The organism is Paenibacillus sp. YN15, assembly GCF_003285005.1.
Lineage (GTDB): Bacteria > Bacillota > Bacilli > Paenibacillales > NBRC-103111 > Paenibacillus_AR.
Genome location: NZ_QMFA01000015.1, coordinates 1 through 21,311, shown reverse-complemented (window position 1 = coordinate 21,311; position 21,311 = coordinate 1). Strand labels below are relative to the sequence as shown.

The 21,311-nt window shown below is 57.9% G+C and carries 18 protein-coding genes; 3 read left to right on the top strand and 15 right to left on the bottom strand.

Features of this window, described 5'->3' with window-relative positions; all coding sequences use genetic code 11:
• Positions 1-106 precede the first annotated feature (106 nt).
• Entirely contained in the window at positions 107-907 is an 801-nt protein-coding gene (locus DQG13_RS13800; protein ID WP_113020356.1) for an HAD family hydrolase, read from the bottom strand.
• Positions 908-1,078: 171 nt separating this feature from the next.
• Here DQG13_RS13800 and DQG13_RS13795 point away from each other — a divergent pair, with 171 nt between their 5' ends.
• Entirely contained in the window at positions 1,079-1,546 is a 468-nt protein-coding gene (locus DQG13_RS13795) for a VOC family protein (protein WP_309472237.1), read from the top strand.
• A gap of 20 nt (positions 1,547-1,566) precedes the next feature.
• Here the strand turns inward: DQG13_RS13795 and DQG13_RS13790 are convergent, their stop codons facing one another.
• The 10 genes from DQG13_RS13790 to DQG13_RS13735 all read right to left on the bottom strand — a co-directional run bounded on the left by DQG13_RS13790 (position 1,567) and on the right by DQG13_RS13735 (position 14,632).
• Positions 1,567-2,715: an acyltransferase domain-containing protein gene (locus DQG13_RS13790; RefSeq protein WP_113020355.1), complete on the bottom strand. Its 1,149-nt coding sequence runs from the start codon at positions 2,713-2,715 to the stop codon at positions 1,567-1,569.
• Entirely contained in the window at positions 2,712-3,884 is a 1,173-nt protein-coding gene (locus DQG13_RS13785) for an N-acetylglucosamine-6-phosphate deacetylase (protein WP_113020354.1), read from the bottom strand. The genes DQG13_RS13790 and DQG13_RS13785 overlap by 4 nt, the downstream gene beginning before the upstream one ends.
• 50 nt (positions 3,885-3,934) lie before the next feature.
• On the bottom strand, positions 3,935-4,714 hold the full coding sequence (locus DQG13_RS13780) for a glucosamine-6-phosphate deaminase (RefSeq protein ID WP_258525672.1): 780 nt from the start codon (positions 4,712-4,714) through the stop codon (positions 3,935-3,937).
• Positions 4,715-4,729: 15 nt separating this feature from the next.
• Positions 4,730-6,055, bottom strand: coding sequence for a Gfo/Idh/MocA family protein (locus DQG13_RS13775; RefSeq protein ID WP_258525671.1), 1,326 nt, complete (start codon positions 6,053-6,055; stop codon positions 4,730-4,732).
• A 2-nt stretch (positions 6,056-6,057) separates the two neighbouring features.
• Entirely contained in the window at positions 6,058-8,034 is a 1,977-nt protein-coding gene (locus DQG13_RS13770) for an alpha/beta hydrolase family protein (protein WP_113020353.1), read from the bottom strand.
• Position 8,035: 1 nt separating this feature from the next.
• Positions 8,036-9,277: a Gfo/Idh/MocA family protein gene (locus tag DQG13_RS13765; RefSeq protein ID WP_113020352.1), complete on the bottom strand. Its 1,242-nt coding sequence runs from the start codon at positions 9,275-9,277 to the stop codon at positions 8,036-8,038.
• A 677-nt stretch (positions 9,278-9,954) separates the two neighbouring features.
• A complete protein-coding gene (locus tag DQG13_RS13755; protein WP_113020350.1) occupies positions 9,955-10,785 on the bottom strand; it encodes a carbohydrate ABC transporter permease in 831 nt (276 codons plus the stop codon).
• Positions 10,778-11,659: a carbohydrate ABC transporter permease gene (locus DQG13_RS13750; protein ID WP_113020458.1), complete on the bottom strand. Its 882-nt coding sequence runs from the start codon at positions 11,657-11,659 to the stop codon at positions 10,778-10,780. The genes DQG13_RS13755 and DQG13_RS13750 overlap by 8 nt, the downstream gene beginning before the upstream one ends.
• A 78-nt stretch (positions 11,660-11,737) precedes the next feature.
• On the bottom strand, positions 11,738-13,066 hold the full coding sequence (locus DQG13_RS13745; RefSeq protein ID WP_113020349.1) for an ABC transporter substrate-binding protein: 1,329 nt from the start codon (positions 13,064-13,066) through the stop codon (positions 11,738-11,740).
• A 534-nt stretch (positions 13,067-13,600) separates the two neighbouring features.
• Positions 13,601-14,632: a LacI family DNA-binding transcriptional regulator gene (locus DQG13_RS13735; protein ID WP_113020347.1), complete on the bottom strand. Its 1,032-nt coding sequence runs from the start codon at positions 14,630-14,632 to the stop codon at positions 13,601-13,603.
• A gap of 162 nt (positions 14,633-14,794) precedes the next feature.
• Here DQG13_RS13735 and DQG13_RS13730 point away from each other — a divergent pair, with 162 nt between their 5' ends.
• Positions 14,795-16,108 (top strand): deoxyguanosinetriphosphate triphosphohydrolase family protein, encoded by a 1,314-nt coding sequence (locus tag DQG13_RS13730; RefSeq protein WP_113020346.1) that lies wholly within the window; start codon positions 14,795-14,797, stop codon positions 16,106-16,108.
• A 101-nt stretch (positions 16,109-16,209) separates the two neighbouring features.
• Here the strand turns inward: DQG13_RS13730 and DQG13_RS13725 are convergent, their stop codons facing one another.
• Together DQG13_RS13725 and DQG13_RS13720 are read right to left on the bottom strand one after the other, a co-directional pair.
• Positions 16,210-17,859 carry a DUF6583 family protein gene (locus tag DQG13_RS13725; RefSeq protein ID WP_113020345.1) on the bottom strand — a complete coding sequence of 550 codons (1,650 nt, stop codon included), beginning with the start codon at positions 17,857-17,859 and terminating at the stop codon, positions 16,210-16,212.
• A gap of 231 nt (positions 17,860-18,090) precedes the next feature.
• Entirely contained in the window at positions 18,091-18,813 is a 723-nt protein-coding gene (locus DQG13_RS13720) for an RNA polymerase sigma factor (protein ID WP_113020344.1), read from the bottom strand.
• Between the two features lie 150 nt (positions 18,814-18,963).
• Here DQG13_RS13720 and clpP point away from each other — a divergent pair, with 150 nt between their 5' ends.
• Positions 18,964-19,551 (top strand): ATP-dependent Clp endopeptidase proteolytic subunit ClpP, encoded by a 588-nt coding sequence (clpP, locus tag DQG13_RS13715; RefSeq protein WP_113020343.1) that lies wholly within the window; start codon positions 18,964-18,966, stop codon positions 19,549-19,551.
• Here the strand turns inward: clpP and DQG13_RS13710 are convergent.
• Together DQG13_RS13710 and DQG13_RS13705 are read right to left on the bottom strand one after the other, a co-directional pair.
• On the bottom strand, positions 19,523-20,545 hold the full coding sequence (locus tag DQG13_RS13710) for an MBL fold metallo-hydrolase (protein ID WP_113020342.1): 1,023 nt from the start codon (positions 20,543-20,545) through the stop codon (positions 19,523-19,525). The two genes, clpP and DQG13_RS13710, sit on opposite strands and share 29 nt — an antisense overlap.
• Complete coding sequence (locus DQG13_RS13705; RefSeq protein WP_113020457.1) at positions 20,542-21,282, bottom strand: class I SAM-dependent methyltransferase; 741 nt, start codon at positions 21,280-21,282, stop codon at positions 20,542-20,544. Before DQG13_RS13705 ends, DQG13_RS13710 begins: the two co-directional genes overlap by 4 nt.
• Positions 21,283-21,311: the final 29 nt, after the last annotated feature.

Here is a 21,311-nt window from a genome sequence, read left to right as displayed (position 1 = left end):
ATGTATACGGGCCTGGCCGCATTTTATAACCTCATATTGTCCACTGGGCAAAAGAATCGGATCATCCGCAAAAACTCACAAAAACTGCCGCTGCCAATGTCTGCCGTCAATCCAGCGGGGCATTCAGCCAGGCTTCCTCCGTGCCGCCGGGAATGTGCGGTCCGCCTTGCTTCCGCTCCTGCTCCAGGACATAATTGCGGATGGCCCCCGCCACCTGACTCAGACTGTTCAGAGTGAGAAACGCCCCTTTGGGCTCCACCGCAATGTCCACCACATTGTAATGCCATTCGTTGGATGCGGGAATATAGATGACATTGATCCCCTGCTCCAAGCCGGGAAGGACATCCGTTCGCAGAGAATTGCCCACCATCCAGGTGACAGCAGGCAAAAAAACCATCCGGTCCATAATTTTGGCCAAGGCATCCCGATCCTTATGCCGGGAAACGAATACCCGGTTGTCAAAGTAAGCCGCCAGCTGCAGCTGGGTTATTTTGCGCCACTGGTTTTTTTCCTCGCCGCCGGTATGCAGGTACAGGTCATGTCCCTCCTCCTTCAGCTCCTCCAAGGTTTCATACATGTGGGGTAGGGGCTCGACAGGCATGGTGAAAACGCTATAGCCCAACTCCTCCAGTTCCTTTATCTCCTCCCCGCTGGGCGTTCTCCCGGTTTCCTTGCAGAAATAGCCGTAGGCCGACAGAAAGGATTGGGGCACATGGTCCACCGTCAGGCCGTTTTTGTCCACTACCGCCAGGTCGTATTCAATCTGCTTGGCTCTTACCGTTTCTACAGGAACGCCGGGAAACCATTCCTTCATCCGGGCAGCATATAGCTCGTTGACGAGATGGAAATATTTATTGCATTCGATCAGCGTATCGTCCAGATTGAAGATAATATTTTGCTTCTGCATGCGCATCCCCCTTTTCGCTTCATTATTTCCCCTGCCAGGTTCTGCTACTCGCAAAAAGTGCGAAAAAAGCAGCCTCATAAGAGACTGCTCCGGCTTCCGCTATAATCTTTCAGCAAAATGGGGTACACTTTGTATGGGAAGATACCATTACGAACAGAGGGTGAATGCGCTATGGTGGTGGGTGTAGAAATTGATTTTGTTGTTCCGGACAGCCTGGAAGCCTTGCATTGGCTGGAAGCCGTATTTGAGGTGGAACGTGTCGAGGTGTCCGATTTTGTCAAAGGGCAAAATGAGGTTGTGTTCAACCTCTACGGCACCCGGTTTCATCTGCTGGATGAAAATCACCAGTATCATTTGTTCGCGCCCAAAGCGGACAGCTCCAAGTCCATGTGGCTGAATATTGCCGTGCCCAATATCAAGGACACATACCAAAAAGCGATGGACAAAGGCGGCAAGGAGGTCCAGCCGGTTACCGAAATGCCGGAAATGGGCATTGCCAATGCCGTGTTCGAGGACCCTTTTGGATACGTATGGATGCTGCATCAAATCGACACAATCGTGGATCATGAGGAGCGGGTCAAGATTCTGGAGGAGATGGGCTTTGAACGGAAATCCGCCTCCGATGAGGCCAACGCCTGACCCGATTAGCCCCTTCCGCCCTACTCGCGGAATTCCTCCGTTTGCAACCCGGCCAAAACAGCGGCGCCAGAGTTCTCCGCCACTCCTTCGGGAGGAATAAAGCCGCTTCGCGCCGTAAACCATCGTCCTTCCTCAAGGAGCCTGCGGGCTCCTTTTTGCAGGGCGGTGGAGGGGGTATGGCGCCTGAAGTCCTCCCGTTTTTTGTCCATGCCGAATATCCACTTATAGATTAGCTCATGCTCCCGCCGCTGTCCCGCACAGCGGGTGAACAGCCGGGAGAACCGGACCAGATTGGCATCCTCCGGAAGTATCTCCGCCACCTCGTCGCTGAGCAGCCAGCTGGAGCAGACAAAACCCCGGTAGCGGGCATCCGGGAAGTACCGTTTTCCGAAAGCCCAGGCCATCTGCAGAGAGACCGCCACATCCCCGGCAGACATCTTACCGTCGGCGGGAATATGAATGTCGATGACCGGATCGCCGTCCCGGACCACACAATCGTAGTGTCCGTCAGGCAGATGCACCTTCTCCCGGAGAATATTGCCCGCCGGGTCGATGCGGTTGGCCGTCACTGCCTCTTCTCCAACCTCCAGCTCCGTCACGAATACCCCTTCCCCGGCAACGGCAACAAAACCCTGCCCGTCCACCGCCAGTCCTCCCTCCGCCACTGCCGTCAGGGAGCCGTCCAGGCGGCCTCTGTATATCTGCGTTCCGTAAACGAAAGGTCTGTTGTACACAAACTGGAGGCGTCCCAGCCGGAACACCGTTCCCGTCATATGCCGGGTCAGCCAGCGGTAATCGTCAATGCCCGCCCGTCCGCCATGCATATCCCGGTAGTTGCGGGCGCGCAGATCGAAGTCCGACAGGGTAGCGGCCAGCACCTGCCTGGGGTAACCACGGCGCTCATAGAGAGCAGCCAGTCGGGGGAAGCCCAGCTCATACACATAGGCCAGGTAGCAGTCCGCGTCCTCTCCCAGAAGCTGCTCCAGCTCCTCCCAGCTGCGGGTGTACAAGGCCCAAAACTGCGGCTCGCCCCCTTCTCCATAAAGAAGGGCAAGCAGCTCGGCCGCCAGTTCCGGCAGCCGTCTGTTGCCCTCCGCCGCCCGGGCTACCCGCTCCATACCCGCCAGAAGCTCCCGGTCGGTAATATAGCCGGACAGTCCCTCTGTCATGACCGGCTCATACCGGGGACGCGGTAGACGCTTGTTCCGGCTACCACTGTTTCCCGCACCCGAATGGCGCCGGCGGTGGAATCATAATCGAACAGCGTCAGGTCAGCGATGACGCCTTCCGCGAGAATTCCCCGTCCGGCCAGCCCCATCACCAGAGCCGGACGTTCGGTTACCGCCGCAACCGCTTCAGCCAGGTTCATATCCGTATAGCGCACCGCATTGGCGATGCCTGAATCCAAGGCTGCAGCGGAGCCTGCCAGAATGGCCGGGTTGGCCGCGGTTTGCAGCCGCTCATTCTCCAGAAGCTCCACCTCTCCGCCGATCAGGCTTTGGTAGCGGCCCGGAGGCATTCCGCCGAATTGGGTGCAGTCGCTGACCAGAACGGACCGGCCGCCCTTGGCCCGCAGCATGGCCTTCAGCACAGGCGGAGCAAGATGGTGGCCGTCGGGAATAAAAGTGCCCCATAGCCGGTCCTCCGCCAGCTGATGCCAAATGTAGTTGGGGTGGCGGGGAAGTATCGGCTGGGAGCCGTTGCCCAGATGGGTGGAAACCGTAGCCCCGGCCTCCACCGCCGCCTCAATTTCCTCTCCCGCAGCCATGGTGTGGCCAATGGCGACGACAACGCCGCTATCCGCCAGCCGCCGGATAAAGGGAATGGCCCCCTCACGCTCCGGGGCCAGCGTCACCATCCGGATCAGCCCCCCGGCCGCCTCCTGGAGGCGCTGGAATTCATCCCAGTCCGGGTTGCGGATATGCTCCCTGGGGTGGGCTCCCCGGCTGCCGTCCTCGCCGGAGAGATAAGGGCCCTCCATGTGAATCCCCCACACAGAATGAGCCTCCGCACAGCCGCTGCCGCAAAACGCCGCAACCGCCGCCATCGCCTGGCGCATGCGCTCATAGCTGCCCGTGATGACCGTGGGCAGGAAACCCGCCACGCCACGTTTGTGCAGGGCGCGGGCTACTCCCGACACATCCTCCGGGACAGTGGTCTCCCCGTTCAGGTCATACCCGCCGAAGCCGTTTACCTGCAAATCCATCCAGCCTGCGGATATCCAGGGCAGACCGGGAACCTCCTCCGGGAGAGGACGGATCTTCCCGATCCTTCCCCCGGCATCCGTTTCAATTTCTACAGCCGCACCGTTTGCGGCCAATTTTCCTTGCCAGATCATACTGCCCCTCCTTCCTCCGGCGCCTTCCGGGCTGCCTCAGCCGCCGGGCATTAGCACCAGGCATATACCAAACCCGCCGATTCCTTGTCCAGGAACAATTGCCAGCTGGCGTGAGTTTTCAGAATGGTGGCCGGATACTGGCAGTCCACCTCCTGCTTGACCGTATCGGCAATGGCCTGGGCCTTGGCGGCATGGGGCACCACCGACACAATGTGGCGGCTCCGGAGAATTTGCTTCACCGTCATGCTGATGGCCTGCTTGGGCACCTCGCCGGAATTGGCGAACCAGCCCTCGTTGACCTGCTGGGCTTTGCAGGTGTCGCTGAGGTTCACTACCATATACGGCTCCTCCACCTCAAAGTTGGCCGGCGGATCATTAAAAGCAATATGCCCGTTTTCGCCGATTCCGATCAATGCCAGGTCCACCGGCTCCTCGGCTATCCTCCTGTTCAGCTCCTCCACCATCTGCCGGGGATCGCCTTCGCCGTCCACCAGCCATGCCTTGCCCACCGGGACGTATTGCAGGAACCGTTCCTTCAGATACTTGCGGAAGCTGGCGGGATGGGATTCCGGCAGTCCTACATACTCATCCAGATGGAACATCTCCACCTTGTCCCATTCGATATCCATTTTCACAAAATGCTTCAAAAATTCAAACTGGGAGGCTCCGGTAGAGAGCACAATTCTGGCCTTGCCCTGGGCCCGCACCGCTTCCTGCACAATCTGCGCGCTGGCCCGCGCCGCTTCCAATCCCATTTGATCCGCTTGTTCGTATATGTTCATTTTCATGTTGATTTTCCTCTCCTCATGAATCGTTGTTTGCTTGTTCATTGGCCGGACGGCTCCTTAAGCTTGCTGGAACTCCTCCAGCCGGACCATCCGTTTTTCCAGCCGGGAGCGCTCTGCGGCGAAGGCCATCAGATGGCTCTGGATCGAAGCTCTGGCCGAAGTGGCGCTGGTATGGGCCCCTTGGGTGCGGACGGTTCTGAGGAAGTCGGCCACCAGCCGGCTGTCGCCGCCGCCATGACCCACATGTCCTCCCGCATCCGTCAATTGGATGGTTTCCTCCGTGCCGCTGCCGAAGCGGCGGATTTGAATCTCATTGGTTTCCATAGTAGCCCGAAGCTCGCCCTCCGTGCCCATCAGCTTCAGGGTCCGGTTGCATTTTTCCGTGAAGGCGCTCATGGTGAAAACGGCGGTGATGTCATGCTCAAATTCCATGCTGACCACCTGATGGTCCACAACATCGTTGTCGCAATGGTAGACGCAGCGGCCGAAGGGGCCTTCCTTGATGGCTTTGTACCGGGCCTCGTAGCTGGGGTCGCTGCAGGCGGCCTCGGCTTTCCAGCCTCCATTTTCGATCAGATAGATGTTGGGCGCATAATACTTGCACTCCTGTGATACGGGACAGCCGTCGAGACAATACTTCGGCGCCCCCGGGGGAGCGAATTCCGGGCGAAAATAGGTAAGATGCCCGTAGGAAGCCACGCTTAGGCAGTCGCCGCCCGCCAGCCAGGCCATAATATCCAGGTCATGGCAGGACTTGGCCAGAATCATCGGACTGGCTTCGCCGCTTTTGCTGAAATAGCCCCGGACATAGCTGTGGGCCTGATGCCAATATGCCACATTCTCATTGTGCTGAATGGACATCAGACGCCCGATCCGCCCTTCATCCAACAGCCGCTTGATTTCCCGGAAAAACGGGGCATAGCGCAGCACGTGGCAGATGGTGAGAATCCGGTTGTACTGCTCCGCCTGGCGGCCAAGGGCCACACATTCCTCCCAGTCGGGAGACATGGGCTTCTCCAGCAAAACATGATAACCTGCCGCCAGAGCCTTCATGGCCGGCTCGAAGTGGTCCTTGTCCCGGGTGCAGATGAACACCGCATCCGCCAGCTTCGGCCCGGCAAACAGCTCATCCCAGTTGGCAAAGCATTTGTCGCTTGGGATGGAGAATTTCTCCCGGAACCGCTCCCGGCGTTCTGTCCGGGGATCGGCTACGGCCACAATCCGCATGTTGTATTGGCGGTCCAGGGCAAAGCTGCTGTAAATCATGCCCCGCAGGCCAGCCCCAATTACGGCGACTGTCACTGTGGCTGACGGGTTGTTCCCATTCTCCCCGCCGCCAAAATCCTCCGGCCCCGCCGCCGCAATCTTCATCTTCCTGTCCATTGTCATTCCCTCCTGTGGGCTGTCGCCGACAGCCACTGCTCAAGCTCCGCCAGGTCCAAAAACCCAAGAATCCCCGGCATAACCAAACTCATGGCATCCTCTTCGTCATAATTCGACGCGCCAACCCATTCCTCTATTCCGGCAAAAGAACCGCTTGCCCTCTCCGTCTCCACCCGTTCCTCCAACGCGGTCGCCAGGCGGGCATAGAGGGCGTACTGGTCAGGGGTGTAAAAGGTGATCCGCTTCCCCGCCGCGCCCAGCCAATCCGCCAGCTCCAGGGTCCGCAGCACATCGTGGACGCGGAGGGCGGCCAGACTGTCTCCCAGCCACAACAGCTCATCCGCCAGCTTGTGCATGATGCCGAAAAAACGCCGGGACGGCTTGCCGTAAAGGGGATAAGGCTCGTGGGGGCCTTCCCCCGACACATTCAGCACCAGCACAGAGCGGCCGGCGCGGCAGGCTTCCGCAAGCCACTCCCAATGGCCGGCCAGCCGGGAGGTGCCCCCCTGCCAAACCGCCACCGTCAAGGGAGACGGTCCGTCAGAGGATGGCGCGGCGCTGCGGAACAGATAGCCGCTGTTCATCAGCCCCGGCTGGGACCACCAGAGCAGGTAATCCGCCAGCAGTCCGTCCGTCTCCCCCAGCGGCACCCGCCGGGGATTCAGGCTGCAGGACTGCCGCGGGGCAAGCACCCGGGCGGCCAGCCAGTCCCGGGCCCGCTGCAAGGCTTCGCCGGGGCCGTGTCCCGCCCGCTCCTGCCTGAGCCGGGCGGCTATTTCCCGGTTCTCCTCCAGCACCGAGCGGGAGCGGGGAGCGGGCATATCCAGCCGCACCTGTCCCGTGGCGGTGCAGATCAGGCAGCCCGTGGGCAGCGCAGGCAGCTCCTTCGCCGGGGCTGTCCATTGTTTCCCGTTCAGCAGCGTCCGGGCGAAAAACGCGGCAGCCTCCAACGCCAGCCTATCGGTATAGCGGTGGGTTGTGGCGTCCTCCGCGAGGATAAGTTCCTCCTCCCGGCCCAGCATGCCCCAGAACCTGCGGCAGCGCTCCACCGTCCGCCGGGTTGCTTCAATGGGGAAAAAATCATATTGAGCCGCCAGCACCAGAAGCGGCTTGGGTGCAAAAGCCAGCAGCAGGTCCTCATGGTCGAAGCCCTCCGCCGACCAGCCCGGCCACACCTGCTCCGCATCCTGCACCCCTCCGGCATGCATGTACTGCTGCCGGTTCATGATGAAGGTGCCCGGCGCAGCAGCCGCCAGCCTGTCGTCGCAAACCATCAGCATGGCGGTTTGGGTGCCTCCGCCGGAGTTGCCGGTGACCCCCAAACGGGCCGGGTCCACCTCGGGACGGGCGGCTAGGTAATCCAAGGCCCGGATGGCATCGTGAACGAAGTAGCGGGCGATGCTGTGACCCGCCATGTAGCATTGGGCCCCCAATTGCTGATGCTCCTTCGTGCCCCATACGGTCGGACGGTCCGGGTCCAGACTCTCCGGCCAGGACAGCCGCTCCCCCTGGCCCAGAGGGTCAAGGGCCAGGACGATTAAGCCTGCCTGCACCAGCCTTAACACTACCCGGTGATAATACGGGCTGTGTTTGCCCTCCAGCTCATGGCCGCACAGGAACAGCACCGCTCCGGTCCGTTCCTCTCTTTCATGGGGCAAATACAGATTGGCGGTTGCATAATGCCCCGGCCGCGGCTCCAGCACAAGGTTTTCCACCGTGTACCCGGCCGCTTCATGCCGCCCCGTTGCCTTCGCCTCAAGAGGCCCGTTGTCTCCGGGAAGACCGCCAATGGCGCGGAGGAAAGCCTCCTTCACCTGCTCTTTGCGCCGCTTCAGCTCCGTCTCACCGGAAATGCTGTCCCGCGTCTGGTCTCCCCTGGCAAAAGCCTCGTCTGCACGTTCGAAGATATGCCGCTTCAACTGATCCTTCGTATCGTACAAGGTGCAAACATACTGCTCCAGCCCGGCAATGCTATCCATATTAGCGGATCACATCCTTGTCCGCGGCCCCCATGCTCTCCACATCGGGAAACGGCAGAGCCCGCCCTTCGGCAATGGACCGGTTGGCCACCGCGCCGATCAGCAGGGATTCCGCGCCTACAGCGCTGCCTGCCTGCTGGCCCAGCGGGTCCTCCACATCCCCCAGGAACAGGGCCCGGCGCAGCTTGGCATCCCCGCCGCCATGTCCCGAGGCGGAGGTGTCCACCTCTACGGTCTCGGCGGTTCCGTCCGGACGGAAAATCCGGATGACGCTTTTGCCCGATTGCATGTCCGCATTGCTGTAAATATTGGTCAGCTCCATCCGGCCCCCGCTGCCGTTGATGGCTGCCCGCCAGCCTTCATAAGGGCTGTAGGCTACCAGGGAATAGGTGAGCATGGCCCCGTTCTCGTACCCCACGTTGACCGACATGGTGTCATAGATATCGATCCGCTCATCGAACAGGCAGCGGTCCCGGATATAGCCGTCCTCATGTTCGGCCTGGTAATAATATTTGCGGATAAAGGGGTCCTGCTCAATGTCCATGTAATACTCGCATTCCGCCTTATAGCCGCAGGTCAGACAGCGCTCGCCGCGCTCGGTGCGGCCATCCCCGTACACCCGCCGCTGCCCGAAGGCATGGACCTCCCGGGGGCGGCTGTCCATCCACCAGTTGATAATGTCAAAGTGGTGGGTGGATTTGTGGACCAGGAGCCCCCCGCTGTTGGCCATCTCCGCATGCCATCTGCGGAAGTAGTCCGCGCCGTGGCGCCGGTCCAGGAACCATTCCAGATCAATATGGTACACCTGCCCGATAGCCCCGGAGAGAAGCAGTTCCTTCACTGCCGCAAAATAAGGGGCGAACCGCAGATTGAAGGTCACCGTCACCTTTTTGCCGGTTTCCTGCTCCGCCCGGAGAATGGCCCGGCATTTTTCCTCGTCGATGGTCATGGGCTTCTCGGTAATGACATCGCAGCCGAACTCCAGCGCCTCGATGATATAGGTGTGATGGGTATAATCCGTGCTTGCCACAATCACCGTATCCGGCTTCGTTTCCTCCAGCATGCGGCGGAAATCCCTGAACACCGGCACCTCTCCGCACTCCTCGCTCAAGAGGTTGGCCCGGACCGGGTTGATATCATATACCCCCTTGAACAGGAGCGTATCCTTCCATTCGGTTGCCATCGGTTTGGCGAACATGTGCAGGGCCCGGGAGCCCGCACCTACCAGCACATACGTTTTCATGTTGACCTCCTGAAAGCTTTCCCGGAGGGAAAGCTTACTTCGTAAGCATCTACTTGAGCTTTCCGTAAGGAAAGCTGACTTCGTAAGCATCTACTTGGGCTTTTCCCGAGGGAAAGCTTGCTTCGTAACCTTCTGCTGAGCTTTCCGTAAGGAAAGCTGACTTCGTAAGCATCCGCTGGGCTTTCCACGAGGGAAATCTTGCTTCGTAAGCATCTACTTGGGCTTTTCCCGAGGGACGGCTTGCTTCGTAATCTTCTGCTGAGCTTTCCGTGAGACCGTGGCGGCTATGTTTCTAACGGCGGTGAGAGCCGCTATTTGCCCCAAAACAGGGGGCTGCAAAATCTAACGGAAGCAGGAGACGCTATTTGGTTAAAACAGGGCTTGCAGCAGCACATTTGGTTCAAATAGCGGCTCTGGTCGCCGTTAGAATTGGGGAGACGGTATTTTCGCGGAAATAAGGGCTCTAGCCGCCGTTAGAATCCGTCGATGCCTCTCGGACAACAAACATCCGCCAGACTTTCTGCTCCTGCCGCCTCCGCCTGCTCAACCAAACTCTCTTCTCCCGCTGCCTCCGCCTGCTCCGCCAAACTTTTCTGCCCACCCCGCCTCCGCTTACTCTGCCAAGCTTTTCTGCTCCCCTCGCCTCCGCCTGCTCCCCCGGGTATTCCCCTAAGCAATTAGCCCTTCAGCCCCGTTGATGCGATGCCCTGCACAAATTGCTTCTGGGCGAACAGATAAACAATGACGACAGGCAGCGTAGTCACCACCGCTCCCGCCATCAGCAGCGCCTGGTTCACATTCTCCGACTTAAGATACAAGAGCCCCAGGGGCAGGGTATACAAATGTTTGTCCTGCAGGTAAATCAGCGGGCCCAGCGTATTGTTCCAGGCTCCCATAAAGGTGAATACCCCCAGCGCCGCCAAAGCCGGACGGCACAGCGGCAGGTAGATCCGAAAGAAGATTCCCGGCGGCGAGCATCCATCAATGGTAGCCGATTCATACAGCTCCTTGGGCAGCGAACGCAGATATTGCAGCATCAGGAAAATCCCGAAGGCGCTGCCGAGATAGCTGGGAATGACCAGCGGATAATAGGAATTAAGAGCATGGAACTGCTTCCAGATGAAATAGGTGGGAATCATCGTCACCTGGGACGGAATCATTAGGGTAGCCAACATCACCAGATGAATGGGACCCCGGAGCTTAAATTTGAACATGGCCAGGCCGAAGGCCACCATGGAGCAGGACAGAAGCGCCCCGACCATCTCCAGCGCCACCAGGAAAAAGCTGTTCCAGGTATACCGCCCGAAATCCACCTTGCTCCAGATGGTGGTGTAATTCTCCCAATTCAGCGGATTGGGAATCAACTGAGGGGGCATCTGGGAGATGGCCCCCACTGTTTTGAGAGAGGTGGAGAGCATCCAGATAAACGGGAACACCATAAAAACCGCGCCGGCGATCAGAAGCAGATAAATAGGCACCCGCAAATAAAGCGGCGTTGTTTTAGTCATAGTGCACCCACCTCTTTTCAAAGTATTTCTGGAACAGGGTGAAGGCCAGAATCACCAGGAACAGCAGCCAAGCCGTAGCCGAGGCGGGCCCCATCTTGAACAGCAGGAACGCATCCCGGTAGATCAGCAGGTTGGGCACCATGTTTTGCTCCGGAATACCCGTGGTAATGGAGCCGAACAGCCCCAGGAATACGTCAAAGGCGTGGAAAGCCGCAATGGTGGACAGAATCATCACCAGATAGACCATCGGCGTCACAATGGGAAACACAATATGGGTCAGCTGCTTCCAGCCGGAGGCCCCGTCAATCTGCGCCGATTCCAGCACCTCCTTGGGCACATTCTGCATACCCGCCAACAGAATAATCATGGATTGCCCGGCGCCCTTCCACACATTCACCACGGCAATGCTGGCAATGACCACCAGCCAGTTGGGGCTGTCGATCCATTTGCCCGGCCCGATGCCCATGGTACCCAGAAACCAGTTGAGCACGCCGTACTGGTTGTTGAATATCCATACCCACACCACACCACCTGCAATCCAGGGGGTGACAACCGGCAGAAAGTAAACCAGCCGGAACAGGGACTTGGCCCGGATGGACTGGTTCAGCAGGAAGGCGACGAGAAAAGCAAGCACCGTCTGCAGGGGAACAAAAAACAAAGCGAATACAAACACATTCCGAAGGGATATCCAGAACTCATGCTTTTGCAGCGTACGAACCCAGTTGTCCAGCCCGATCCACTGGGGAGGATTAAACAGATCCCACTCGGTAAAGGAAATATACGTGGAGAAAATAACCGGAAACAGCAGAAATACAACCACATTCAAAACAAACGGAAGGGTGAATACATATCCCCATTTTCCTTGTTTGTGCATAGCAAAACCAGCCTTTCCGCTACCCCCGGAGGCTCGCCGCTTCATGCCGCTTGGCCTCCGGGGGACTGCTGTCTAAATCTATTTCTTGCCGTCCAATACGTCCTGCACCTTCTTGTGAATATCCTTGGCTCCGTCCTCCACCTTTACGTTGCCCTTGATGATCTCGTTGACCACCTGCTGGACCAGGATTCTCCACTCGCTCCATGTGGCGTTTTCATCCAGGGTTACTCCGCCCTCGGCAATCCCGTCGGTGAAAGCTTTTTTGTTCAGGGGTTTGGTTTTGCTGTCATTGAGCAGCGCATTGGCCGATTTCTTCACCGGCAGGGTGGAGCCGCTTTGAGCCACAATCGCCTGCGCCTTGTCGCCCAGATAATACTTGAGGAATTCCCATGCTGCACCCTTGGCATCCTGGGAGGCCCGGGAGGAAATCAGCCAGGAGTTGGCCACCATGGGCACATAGCGCTTGCCGTCTGCGCCTTTGGGGATTTTCACCGTATCCCAATCCGCGTCGGGGAAGTTCTTGTTCATATTGACCTGGAGGCTGTACTGCATAAAGTACATGGCCGCCTTGCCGCTGGAGAACGCCTCCAACTCGCCGCCGCTGGCCTTCACAAAATCAATGTCGGCAAAATATCCGTTCTTAAGACCGTCATAAAGCTGCGTCAAACCGGCAATGGTCTTGGGATCATCAAACCGGGACTTGGTTTTGGTATCGTCCAGAGCGGAGCCTCCGGCTTGCTTGATCCAGGGAAACCAGCCGTTGGTGATGGAGTAGGAGCCAATGAAGCCGAATTGCGACGGTTTGCCGGAGGCATCCTTCGCCGTCAGCTTTTTGGAGGCTTCGATTAGATCGTTGAAGGTCCAATCGTCGGTAGGCAGCGGCACTCCGGCTTTTTGGAAGACGGTTTTATTGTAGGCCAGAGCCACCGGGTTAATGCCATGGGGCACACCCCATACCTTGCCCTCGGGGGTTTTGGCCGAAAACAATCCGTCGATGTAGTCATCCGCCTTCAGATCCTTGGCGATGTACGGAGCCAAATCCTCAGCCACTCCCCGCTTCCCGTAGCTTAAGATAGTAGCGTTCTCCTGAAACCAAATATCCGGCATCGTATTGCCGGCAATCTGGGTGGCAATTTTGGAGGTGAAGTCCCCCCAGGGAGCCTCTTGAATTTCCACCTTGATATGGGGATGCTCGGCAATAAAGCCGTCAATAATTTCCTTGCTGGTCACCTCGTAGCTGCCCGGCAGACCCAGCTTCAGCGTAACCTGCTTCTTGGGAGCGGTGGACGCGGCTGCGGAGCCACCCGGACTGGGGGACGAACTGCCGCCGGAGGAAGAAGACGAACATGCGGCAAGAGTCATTGCCCCCGCCAGCAGAAGAATGCCTGCACTTGAACCTTTTTTCATTTTCACATGCCTCCTCAAAGATAGTTAATCATAGTAATCGATTTCTTATGTGAGAGTATATCACACTGATCTGTATTTCGCCAGAAGGAAATCTGATAAATCAGGTTTTTTATGATATATAAACTTACGCCACATTCGCTTTTCTCATAAAAGTTTAAGCTTTTCTTTAACAAATAGCCAAATTCCTGTGACCCGCCTCCATACACGTTATAATTTCTCCCAATAAAAGAAGCGCTTACAAAATTCGACTGTTTATACATTGGTTTTCCCCTGGTTCATCCGGCGGAAGCAGCCGCCTTCCATATTCTTCACTCTCCTTTCAATTTCAGCCATTTGCGCCTTCTAGCGCTCCCCCATCCATAATTAATCGCTTGCAATCTCCTTCAACCTGAACATCTGCCGCATGGCAAGTTGTTTAGTAATCGATTTCTATTGAGATTATAACATGGGATTGTTATTTTGAATAGTCTTTTTTCACATCCGCGGCGGGGATGCGCCAGCACCCCCTTTTCTACGGCAGATCGCCGGGCCGCATCAGTCTTCCGTAATGTCGCGGACCGATTTGCGCTCCAGCAGCTTGGGCTGTAGCACAATATCAAACAACGGCCCCGCATCACCCATCATATCCATCAGCATTTTGCAGGCCAGCTTGCCCATTTCATAATCGGGCTGCTTGATGGATGTTAGCGGAGGATGAATCATTTGCCCCACATCAATCCCGTCAAAGCCCACCACCGAAACATCCTGGGGCACCTGAAGCTCCCGCCGGGACAGCTCGTTGATAACGCCGAAGGCCATCATATCGTTGCAGGCAAAAATCGCCGTAGGCGGATTGGGGCGGTCCATCAGCTTGCCGGCCAGTCTTTTGCCGGAATCAAACTCGTACACGGCGTTATAAACCTCATCCGCGGGGGATTCCTCCACCATGGGCTCCAGCCCGGCCGACTGCATGGCCTCCAGATACCCCTGGCAGATGCTCTGGCGGCTGGGACGGTCGATTTTGGAGGTGACATAGCCGATTCTCCGGTGGCCCTTGGCCTGAAGATGCCGGGTGGCCATCGCTCCGCCCTTGTGGTAGTCGAATTCGATTTGGGAAATGCCCTCCCCTTCGATCTTCTGGTCGATGGCGATCACATGAAGCCCGCGGTCCATCAGGCTTTTCAGCAATCCCTTGTCCTTGGATATAGAGGAGATAATCAGTCCCTTGACCTGCTTTTCCACCAGCGTGCGGATATATTCATCCTCCAGAGCCGGGTCCTGCAGCGAGTTGCAGGTAATCACCGTAAAGCTGTGCTGGCGGGCCACCTCCTCCACGCCGAACAATACGGACGAGTAGAACGGATTGACGATGGAGGGGATAATAACCGCAATGGTCATGCTGGAATTCATTTTCAGCTGCTTGCCCAGCATATTGGGAATGTAGTTGGACTCCTTGGCAATCCGCTGAATCTTTTCCTTCAATTCCTTGCTCACGGGGTAGTTGCTGTTGCTCAGCACCCGGGAGACCGTAGCCGAAGAAACATTGGCCATTCTGGCTATATCATGGATGGTGACCGGCTTGTTCATACCTTCTCCTCATTTTACAGTAATCGGTTACTATCAGTATACAAACTAGGCGGAAAGAAAGCAATACGGGCCGGTCTGAATTCGGAGACAAAATCCGGCGAATCAGGTACACTATTCACTATAACCGCAAGACCTGCAATCAGCAGCAAGGAGGACTTGGCCATGGAACTGCGCACACTCCGCATTATGGGCGATAAAGATAAATCCAGCGACGACCGCGACGAATACGAGCGGGACTACAGCCGTCTCATCGGCTCCCCCGCCTTCCGCAGACTGCAAGGCAAATCCCAGGTATTCGGCGCGGGTACCGGGGATTATTACCGGACCCGGCTGACCCACTCCCTGGAGGTGTCCCAGATTTCCCGGGAGCTGGCCGGACGGCTGAACCGCAAATACCCGGCGCTGGCCACGGAAACCCATCCCGGCCTGGTGCTGGATAAAGCGGTGGTGGAAATCGCCGCTCTGGCCCATGACCTGGGGCATCCCCCCTTCGGACACAAGGGGGAGGAGGTGCTCAATGGCATCCTGGAGAACCGCTACGGCATGAAATATGAGGGCAACGCCCAGAATTACCGGATTCTCATGTTTCTGGAGAAACGGGCGGGCAGCGACCGCGGGCTGGATTTGACGGCGGCGGTGCTGTTGGCCATCAACAAATACCCTTTTTCCCTGGAGGAGGAGGGCCGGATCAAGGGGGTCTACGGAGCGGAATGGGCGGAGATCGCCAAGCTGCGGGCTTTGTGGGGACTGCCCCGGGGCTGCCTGACCCTGGAGGCGCAGCTGATGGACCTGTGCGATGACATTGCCTACTCCACCCATGATATCGAGGACGGTATCCGCGCCGGCAAAATCCAGATGCACGAAGCCTTTTTCACCAATCCGCGGCTTGTCCGCAATCTGGTCCAGGAAATCCGCCGCGAGGAGGGAAACGGCCGGTTCTATTGGAACGGCGTGGATGTGGAGAACACCGTGCGCCGGGTGCTGGAGCAGTATTGGGAGCAATGGAGCCGGATTTTTGCCGAATGCGGCGGCGAAACCTCCCAGGCCAGGCGGGAGCTGAAGGCCCAGTGGGTGGGACTCTACGCCGGATCGGTGGGCATTGTGGACGATGGGGCCAAAGGCTGGAAGCGGATTGCCTTCGTCAAGGACGGCAAGGAGGATCTGGAGCTGCTGCGGACCATGGAGGTGCTGAAGAAGCTGGCCTGGGTGACCATGATCACGGACTTCCGGGTGCAGCGCATCCAGAAGCGCAGCGAGAATATTCTGGAGAAGCTGTGGGAGGCCTTCGATGATCCGGTAAAAGCGCCGCTGATTCTCCCGCCGGACTGGAACGCCCGTTATGAGAAGAACCAGGACAAATGGCCGTGGCCGCGTTTTATCGCCGACTATATCGCCGGCATGACAGACGCTTACGCGGAGAAGGTGTTCCAGGAGCTGTACGGCAACCGCAGCGGCTCCATTTATGAGCGGGACTGATACGTGTTTGTGCGGCAAAAAAAGACTTTCCGGGCAGCTGCGTTGCTGCTTGCGCGGAAAGTCTTTTTGCGTGGAGGCGAATATTGCCCCGCGTTGTGCGATTACATAAAGGGCGCCAGCAGCTCCAGCAGGTCCTCATTGCTGAACAGAAGCTTGTAGACGCCGCCCATCAGGTCGTTCTGCAGCTGCGCCATATCCTCTTCCGTCATGGTGCTGAGCTCGCGGCTGTTGGCTGCGGTGAATTCCGGCCAGGAGGGATTGGATAATTGCTCCATTTCCTGGTTAATAGCCAGATTGACATTGACCTTCCCGGCCGGTCCTGCTGCCGGTTTGGAATCAACGGTAATCTCAACGGCGCTGTCGGTGCTTGTTTTTTTGCCGTCCTCCGAACCGGTTTTGGTGGTGTTCAGGTTGGCGGTGAGGGCATACTGGTCATCCTCCAGCTTGGGAGAAACCTTCACCGTTTGCTTCACTGTCAGCTTGCCGGCGGCTTCCTCGGCTTTTTCCCGGTGATAGTCCGCTTTGCCGCTGGTTTCCTCCTCGCCTTCGGACACCAGCTTCCATTCCAGAGCGTGATCCGCCGCTTTACTGTCGTAAGTGTAGGTGTCGGTCAGCGTCAGGAGATTCTCCTTGCTGTTATCCTTGGCAATGGGCTTGATCGACGCCGCAAAGCTTCCTTTGCCCGCCCCCTTATCCTCCCATTGGCTGGAGGCATAAGCAAGCTCGATGCCTTCCTTGGTTTCGGTGTCGGTAAAAACTGTGTTGATCTTACGGTCGACGATTCTGCCGTCCTTGTCCGTTACCACCTTCATTTGGAAGCCGCCGGTGAAGGCCGTTTTGGCCAGTTCCTCCTTCATTTTGGAGAAGGCCTGTTTCAGCTCCTCCGAGCTTGCGGGCAGCGAAGCTCCATTGGCTGCGGCGGCGGGAAGATTGAGCCGGGCGGCGGGGTTGGCATTTTTCACAATGAAATCAAGAAGCTTGTCGTCGGTTTCCGCCTTGCTGAGCAGAAGCTCCAGCGTCCCCTTCACCTCGCTGTCCGAAAGAGTCAGCGTATATTCCCTCAGCTTCTGGGTTTCGCCGTAAGGAGTGGTATAATCTATTTTTTGGAAGGTGACCTGGTCATCCCGGATATTCTCATAGATAAGCTTGAAATAGTCCTTGGCGTAGGCCTTCAGGTCTTCCTCCTGTCCGCCTGCCGTCTTGAAATAGTCAAAAAAGTTGAAGGCCTCCGGCCCCTCATAAGAGGGGTCCAGTTTTTTGGCGAAGGCGCCCACTTTGTCATTCTGCAGGGTCACATAGGACGGAAGCAGCTGGGGCACCTTCAGGGCGGTAAGCTTGGAATCGGTGTAAGCCTCCACCGACAGAAGCTCCTTCTGGTTATAGTCCCAACCCAGCTTCAACTGGTAATGGGCGTTTGGCTCATCCATGGTTTGCTCAAACCGCAGTGCGCTTTTCTCCAGCAGGTCCAATACCGGCTGCATCTGCTGCTCTGTGGCCGCATCCATGCCGTCCACCTTCACCTTGCCGCTCAGCTGCAGCTTTTGATGAAAAGGGATGCCGGTTTTCATATTCGTATAGAGCAGATCCGTTTTGAGGACCTCGCCCATCTGCCGTTTGGTCCGGTCAAACTGCTCCGCTTCCGCCTTGAAATAGGCATTCTTCGGATTTTCCTCTACAAAATACTGGTACGCGTAGGCTGTTCCCCCTGCACAAACAGCCAAAACCGCCGCCTCGATAATGATCTTTTTCATTCCCCCACCTCCAGAAATTAGCATTTTAAAGTATACCTGATTTCCAAGAGATGGCAAGAGTAAAATAAGCTTCTATCGAAGTTTTTTCGAGAAGCGGGTTCGTCTTTAGGGGAAGCTTATTATGCCCTCCAAGAATTTAGCTTTCGGCATGGCCGAAACTTACAAATTCTTTGCGTGTAAAAAATGGAAAAAAGCCTCCCTTTTTGAGAGGCTTCGTCGGTTGGTGTCGTTTTATGCCGCGTAGCGCATGGAAGAACGGGACGGGCTTTGCCCCATCCGCCGGGCGGGAAGAAGGTCCAGCCGAGGCTTTGTGCGGGCGCTGCTGTAGAGAGAGGCAGGCGCCGCCGCTTGATGGAGGGCCCCCTCTTGGAGCAAATGCAGGAGGGCGGCCACATTACCGGAGCGGTAAGCGGCGGACAGCTGCTCCAGCCGGGCGTTCAGCTGCGGGTCGCGCTCCCCTGCCGCAGCCAGGGAGAGCTCCTGCCGCACCGCCTCCATCATCTGTCTGGCCCGGTGCAGAGCGGATTTGACTGCCCCCTCCGACATCCGGAGCCGCTCCGCCGCTTCTTTAATGGAATAATCCAGCACATCCGCCAGCAGCCAGACGCTCCGCTGTTTGCCGGTCAGATGCTTCAATACCGCCGCGAACATTTCCTCCACTGTCCAGGGCAGCCCGGCATCCGGCATGGCAGGATCAAAAGCGCCGTTCTGCAGCAGGCGGGCAAACCGCTGCTGTCTGCGGCAGCGGTCAATCCAGGTGGTTTTGGCAATCCGCAGCAGGAGGGCCTCCGGATTGGGGTGGCTTTGGCTTGCGCCGTTTGCCGCCGCCGTTGCCTTGACCCACGCATCCTGGGCCAAATCCTGGGCATCCCATGGCGAACCGGTAAGGCTTTTGCTGTAGCGCAGCAGCGCGGCGTACAGCTCCTTGGTATTGGCGTCGGCGATGGTTTCCATACGGCACTTCCTTTCTTAAGGCGGGGCAGAGCCCCTTTTGAAATGCAAACGAACGGCGGGAGCAAAAGGATACGCGGTTCAAAATATATTTTTTGCGCGAATCCATCCGGAGGTTTGGTTCGGTTACCTGTATAAAAGGAGGATACCATTATGCACAGCAGCTTTATTCCCTATGTGATCGAGCAAACCGGCCGCGGAGAGCGTTCCTATGACATCTACTCGCGGCTGCTGAAGGACCGGATCATATTCGTCGGCTCCGAGATTGAGGACCAAATGGCCAACAGCATCGTCGCCCAGCTTCTGTTTCTGGATGCTGAGGACCCGGATAAGGACATTCACATGTATATCAACAGCCCCGGCGGCTCCACTACGGCAGGCTTTGCCATCTACGATACCATGCAGTTCGTGAAGCCCAAGGTGAGCACCATCTGCACGGGAATGGCCGCCTCCTTCGCCGCCCTGCTGCTTCTGGCAGGGGCCAAGGGCAAACGCTATGCGCTGCCCAACAGCGAGATCATGATCCATCAGCCCCACGGCGGCACCCAGGGCCAGGCCAGCGATATTGCCATCCGGGCCAAGCGGATTCTGGAAATCCGCGACAAAACTACCCGGATCACCGCAGAACGGACCGGCCAGACCTACGAGAAGGTGGCAGGGGATATGGACCGGGACTACTTCATGACCGCGGAGGAAGCGAAGGAATACGGCATCATCGACGAAGTAGTGAAGAAGCTGTAGGGTTGCGACTGGCCCCGAAAAACACCACCGCGCCCTGCCGTTCCTCCCGTCTGATCCGGCCCTGGCCTTCCAGATGGATCAGATGGGCCAACGTTTCGGACATGGCAAACCGGAACTGGTGCACCGTCAGGCGGGTGCCGAACAGGCCGGTGCAGCATTCATAAGCGGTGCAGGGGCCTGCGCCGATCCGCTCCTCCATTTGGCCCAGCCGCCTGTCGTGATGGGCAATCAGCTCGCAGCAGCGTTTGGCAAAACCCTGAAAGCTGTCCCGGTGGCCCGGATAGGCCCGCTCCACGGCGTATTCGCCCAAGTGGCGGAGCCCCTCCAGGAAGGAAGCCAGCGGGTCCTCCTCCACACCGGGCATATACCCGATATTGGGAGAAATCCGGGGCAGCACTGCATCGCCGCAGAACATTTCCCCCGTCTCCTTGCGGTAAAAGGACATATGGCCGGCAGCATGGCCGCCGGTCTCCACCGCCTCCCACAGGCCGTCGCCCAGCTGGAGCATGTCACCGCTTTGGATCGGCGCCGTCTCCGGCCGGGGGGAGACCAGCTCCACGAAGCCGGCCATATGCGGCAGCATGGCGTCCGCCATAGGCGCATCCATGCCGTGCTGGCGGAACAGCCTCCAGAGGCGGCGGGCCGCTTCATCGCCGTTGCCCCACAGATCATCCGCCTGGCGGCGCCCCCATTCCGAAAGGAACACGGGGGCGCCGCTTTTGTGCTGGAAGTATCCGGCGAGACCGTAATGGTCCGGGTGATGGTGGGTCAGGACGATCCGCTCCAACTGGCCGAAGCCGATGCCTAATGTGCGGAAGACCCCCTCCCAGAGCTCCAGCGCCTCCGGCGAGTGAATCCCCGGGTCCAGCACTGTCCAGCCACTATCCCCTTGAATCAGGTAGGCATTCACATATTGCAGCGGATAGGGCACCGGCACCCGCACCTGGAGAATATACGGGTTATCCTGGCGGACCATTCCATATATGCTGTTCATGCTTCTTTCCGCTTGCTTCCAGTCATGATCAGCCGCAGCGAGGTTTCCGGGTCATAAGGCGTACCGTCATAATGGCCGTACGCCGCTTCAATGGCCAGCCCCGTTCCTTGGGCCAGCCGCCGGAAATCCTCCAGCCCGAACAGCCGGACCTGCTCCAGGTATTTCCGGTCAGGCTGTCCCGGTTCGCTTAAGGTGATGCGCTTGCGCACAAAACCGTCCTCCACTGCCCGCTTCTCGTCGATCAGCACATTGCCGTCCCGGCGCTGCGAATGGGGCACCAGGTTTTTTTCCACATAGCTGGCATTCAGGAAGTCGATAATGAACTTTCCCCCAGGGGCAAGCACCCTGCCCATCTCCGCCAGCACCCGGGTATTCTCCTGCTCCTCCTCAAAATAACCGAAGGACGTGAACAGATTCACCACGGCGTCAAAAGGGCCGTCCAGGGGCAGGCTCCGCATGTCGCCCTCCACCCAGGTGATCCGCCCGCTATTGTCCAGCTTGTGGGCCTCCGTCAAAAGCACCTTGGACAGGTCCAGGCCGGTGACCCGGTAGCCCTCGTCCGCCAGCGCCACGGAATGGCGGCCCATGCCGCAGCACAGATCCAGAATGCGGGACCCGGCTGGCAGCCGGAGCCAATTGGCCATCCGTTTGACCTCCGCCTGGGCTCCGTGCAAATCCCGATGCTTATATACCAGGAGATAATCCTCCCCGAAGCTTTCCTCATACCATGCCGCCACTCTTCGTTCCTCCCAAACCGGATAATGAT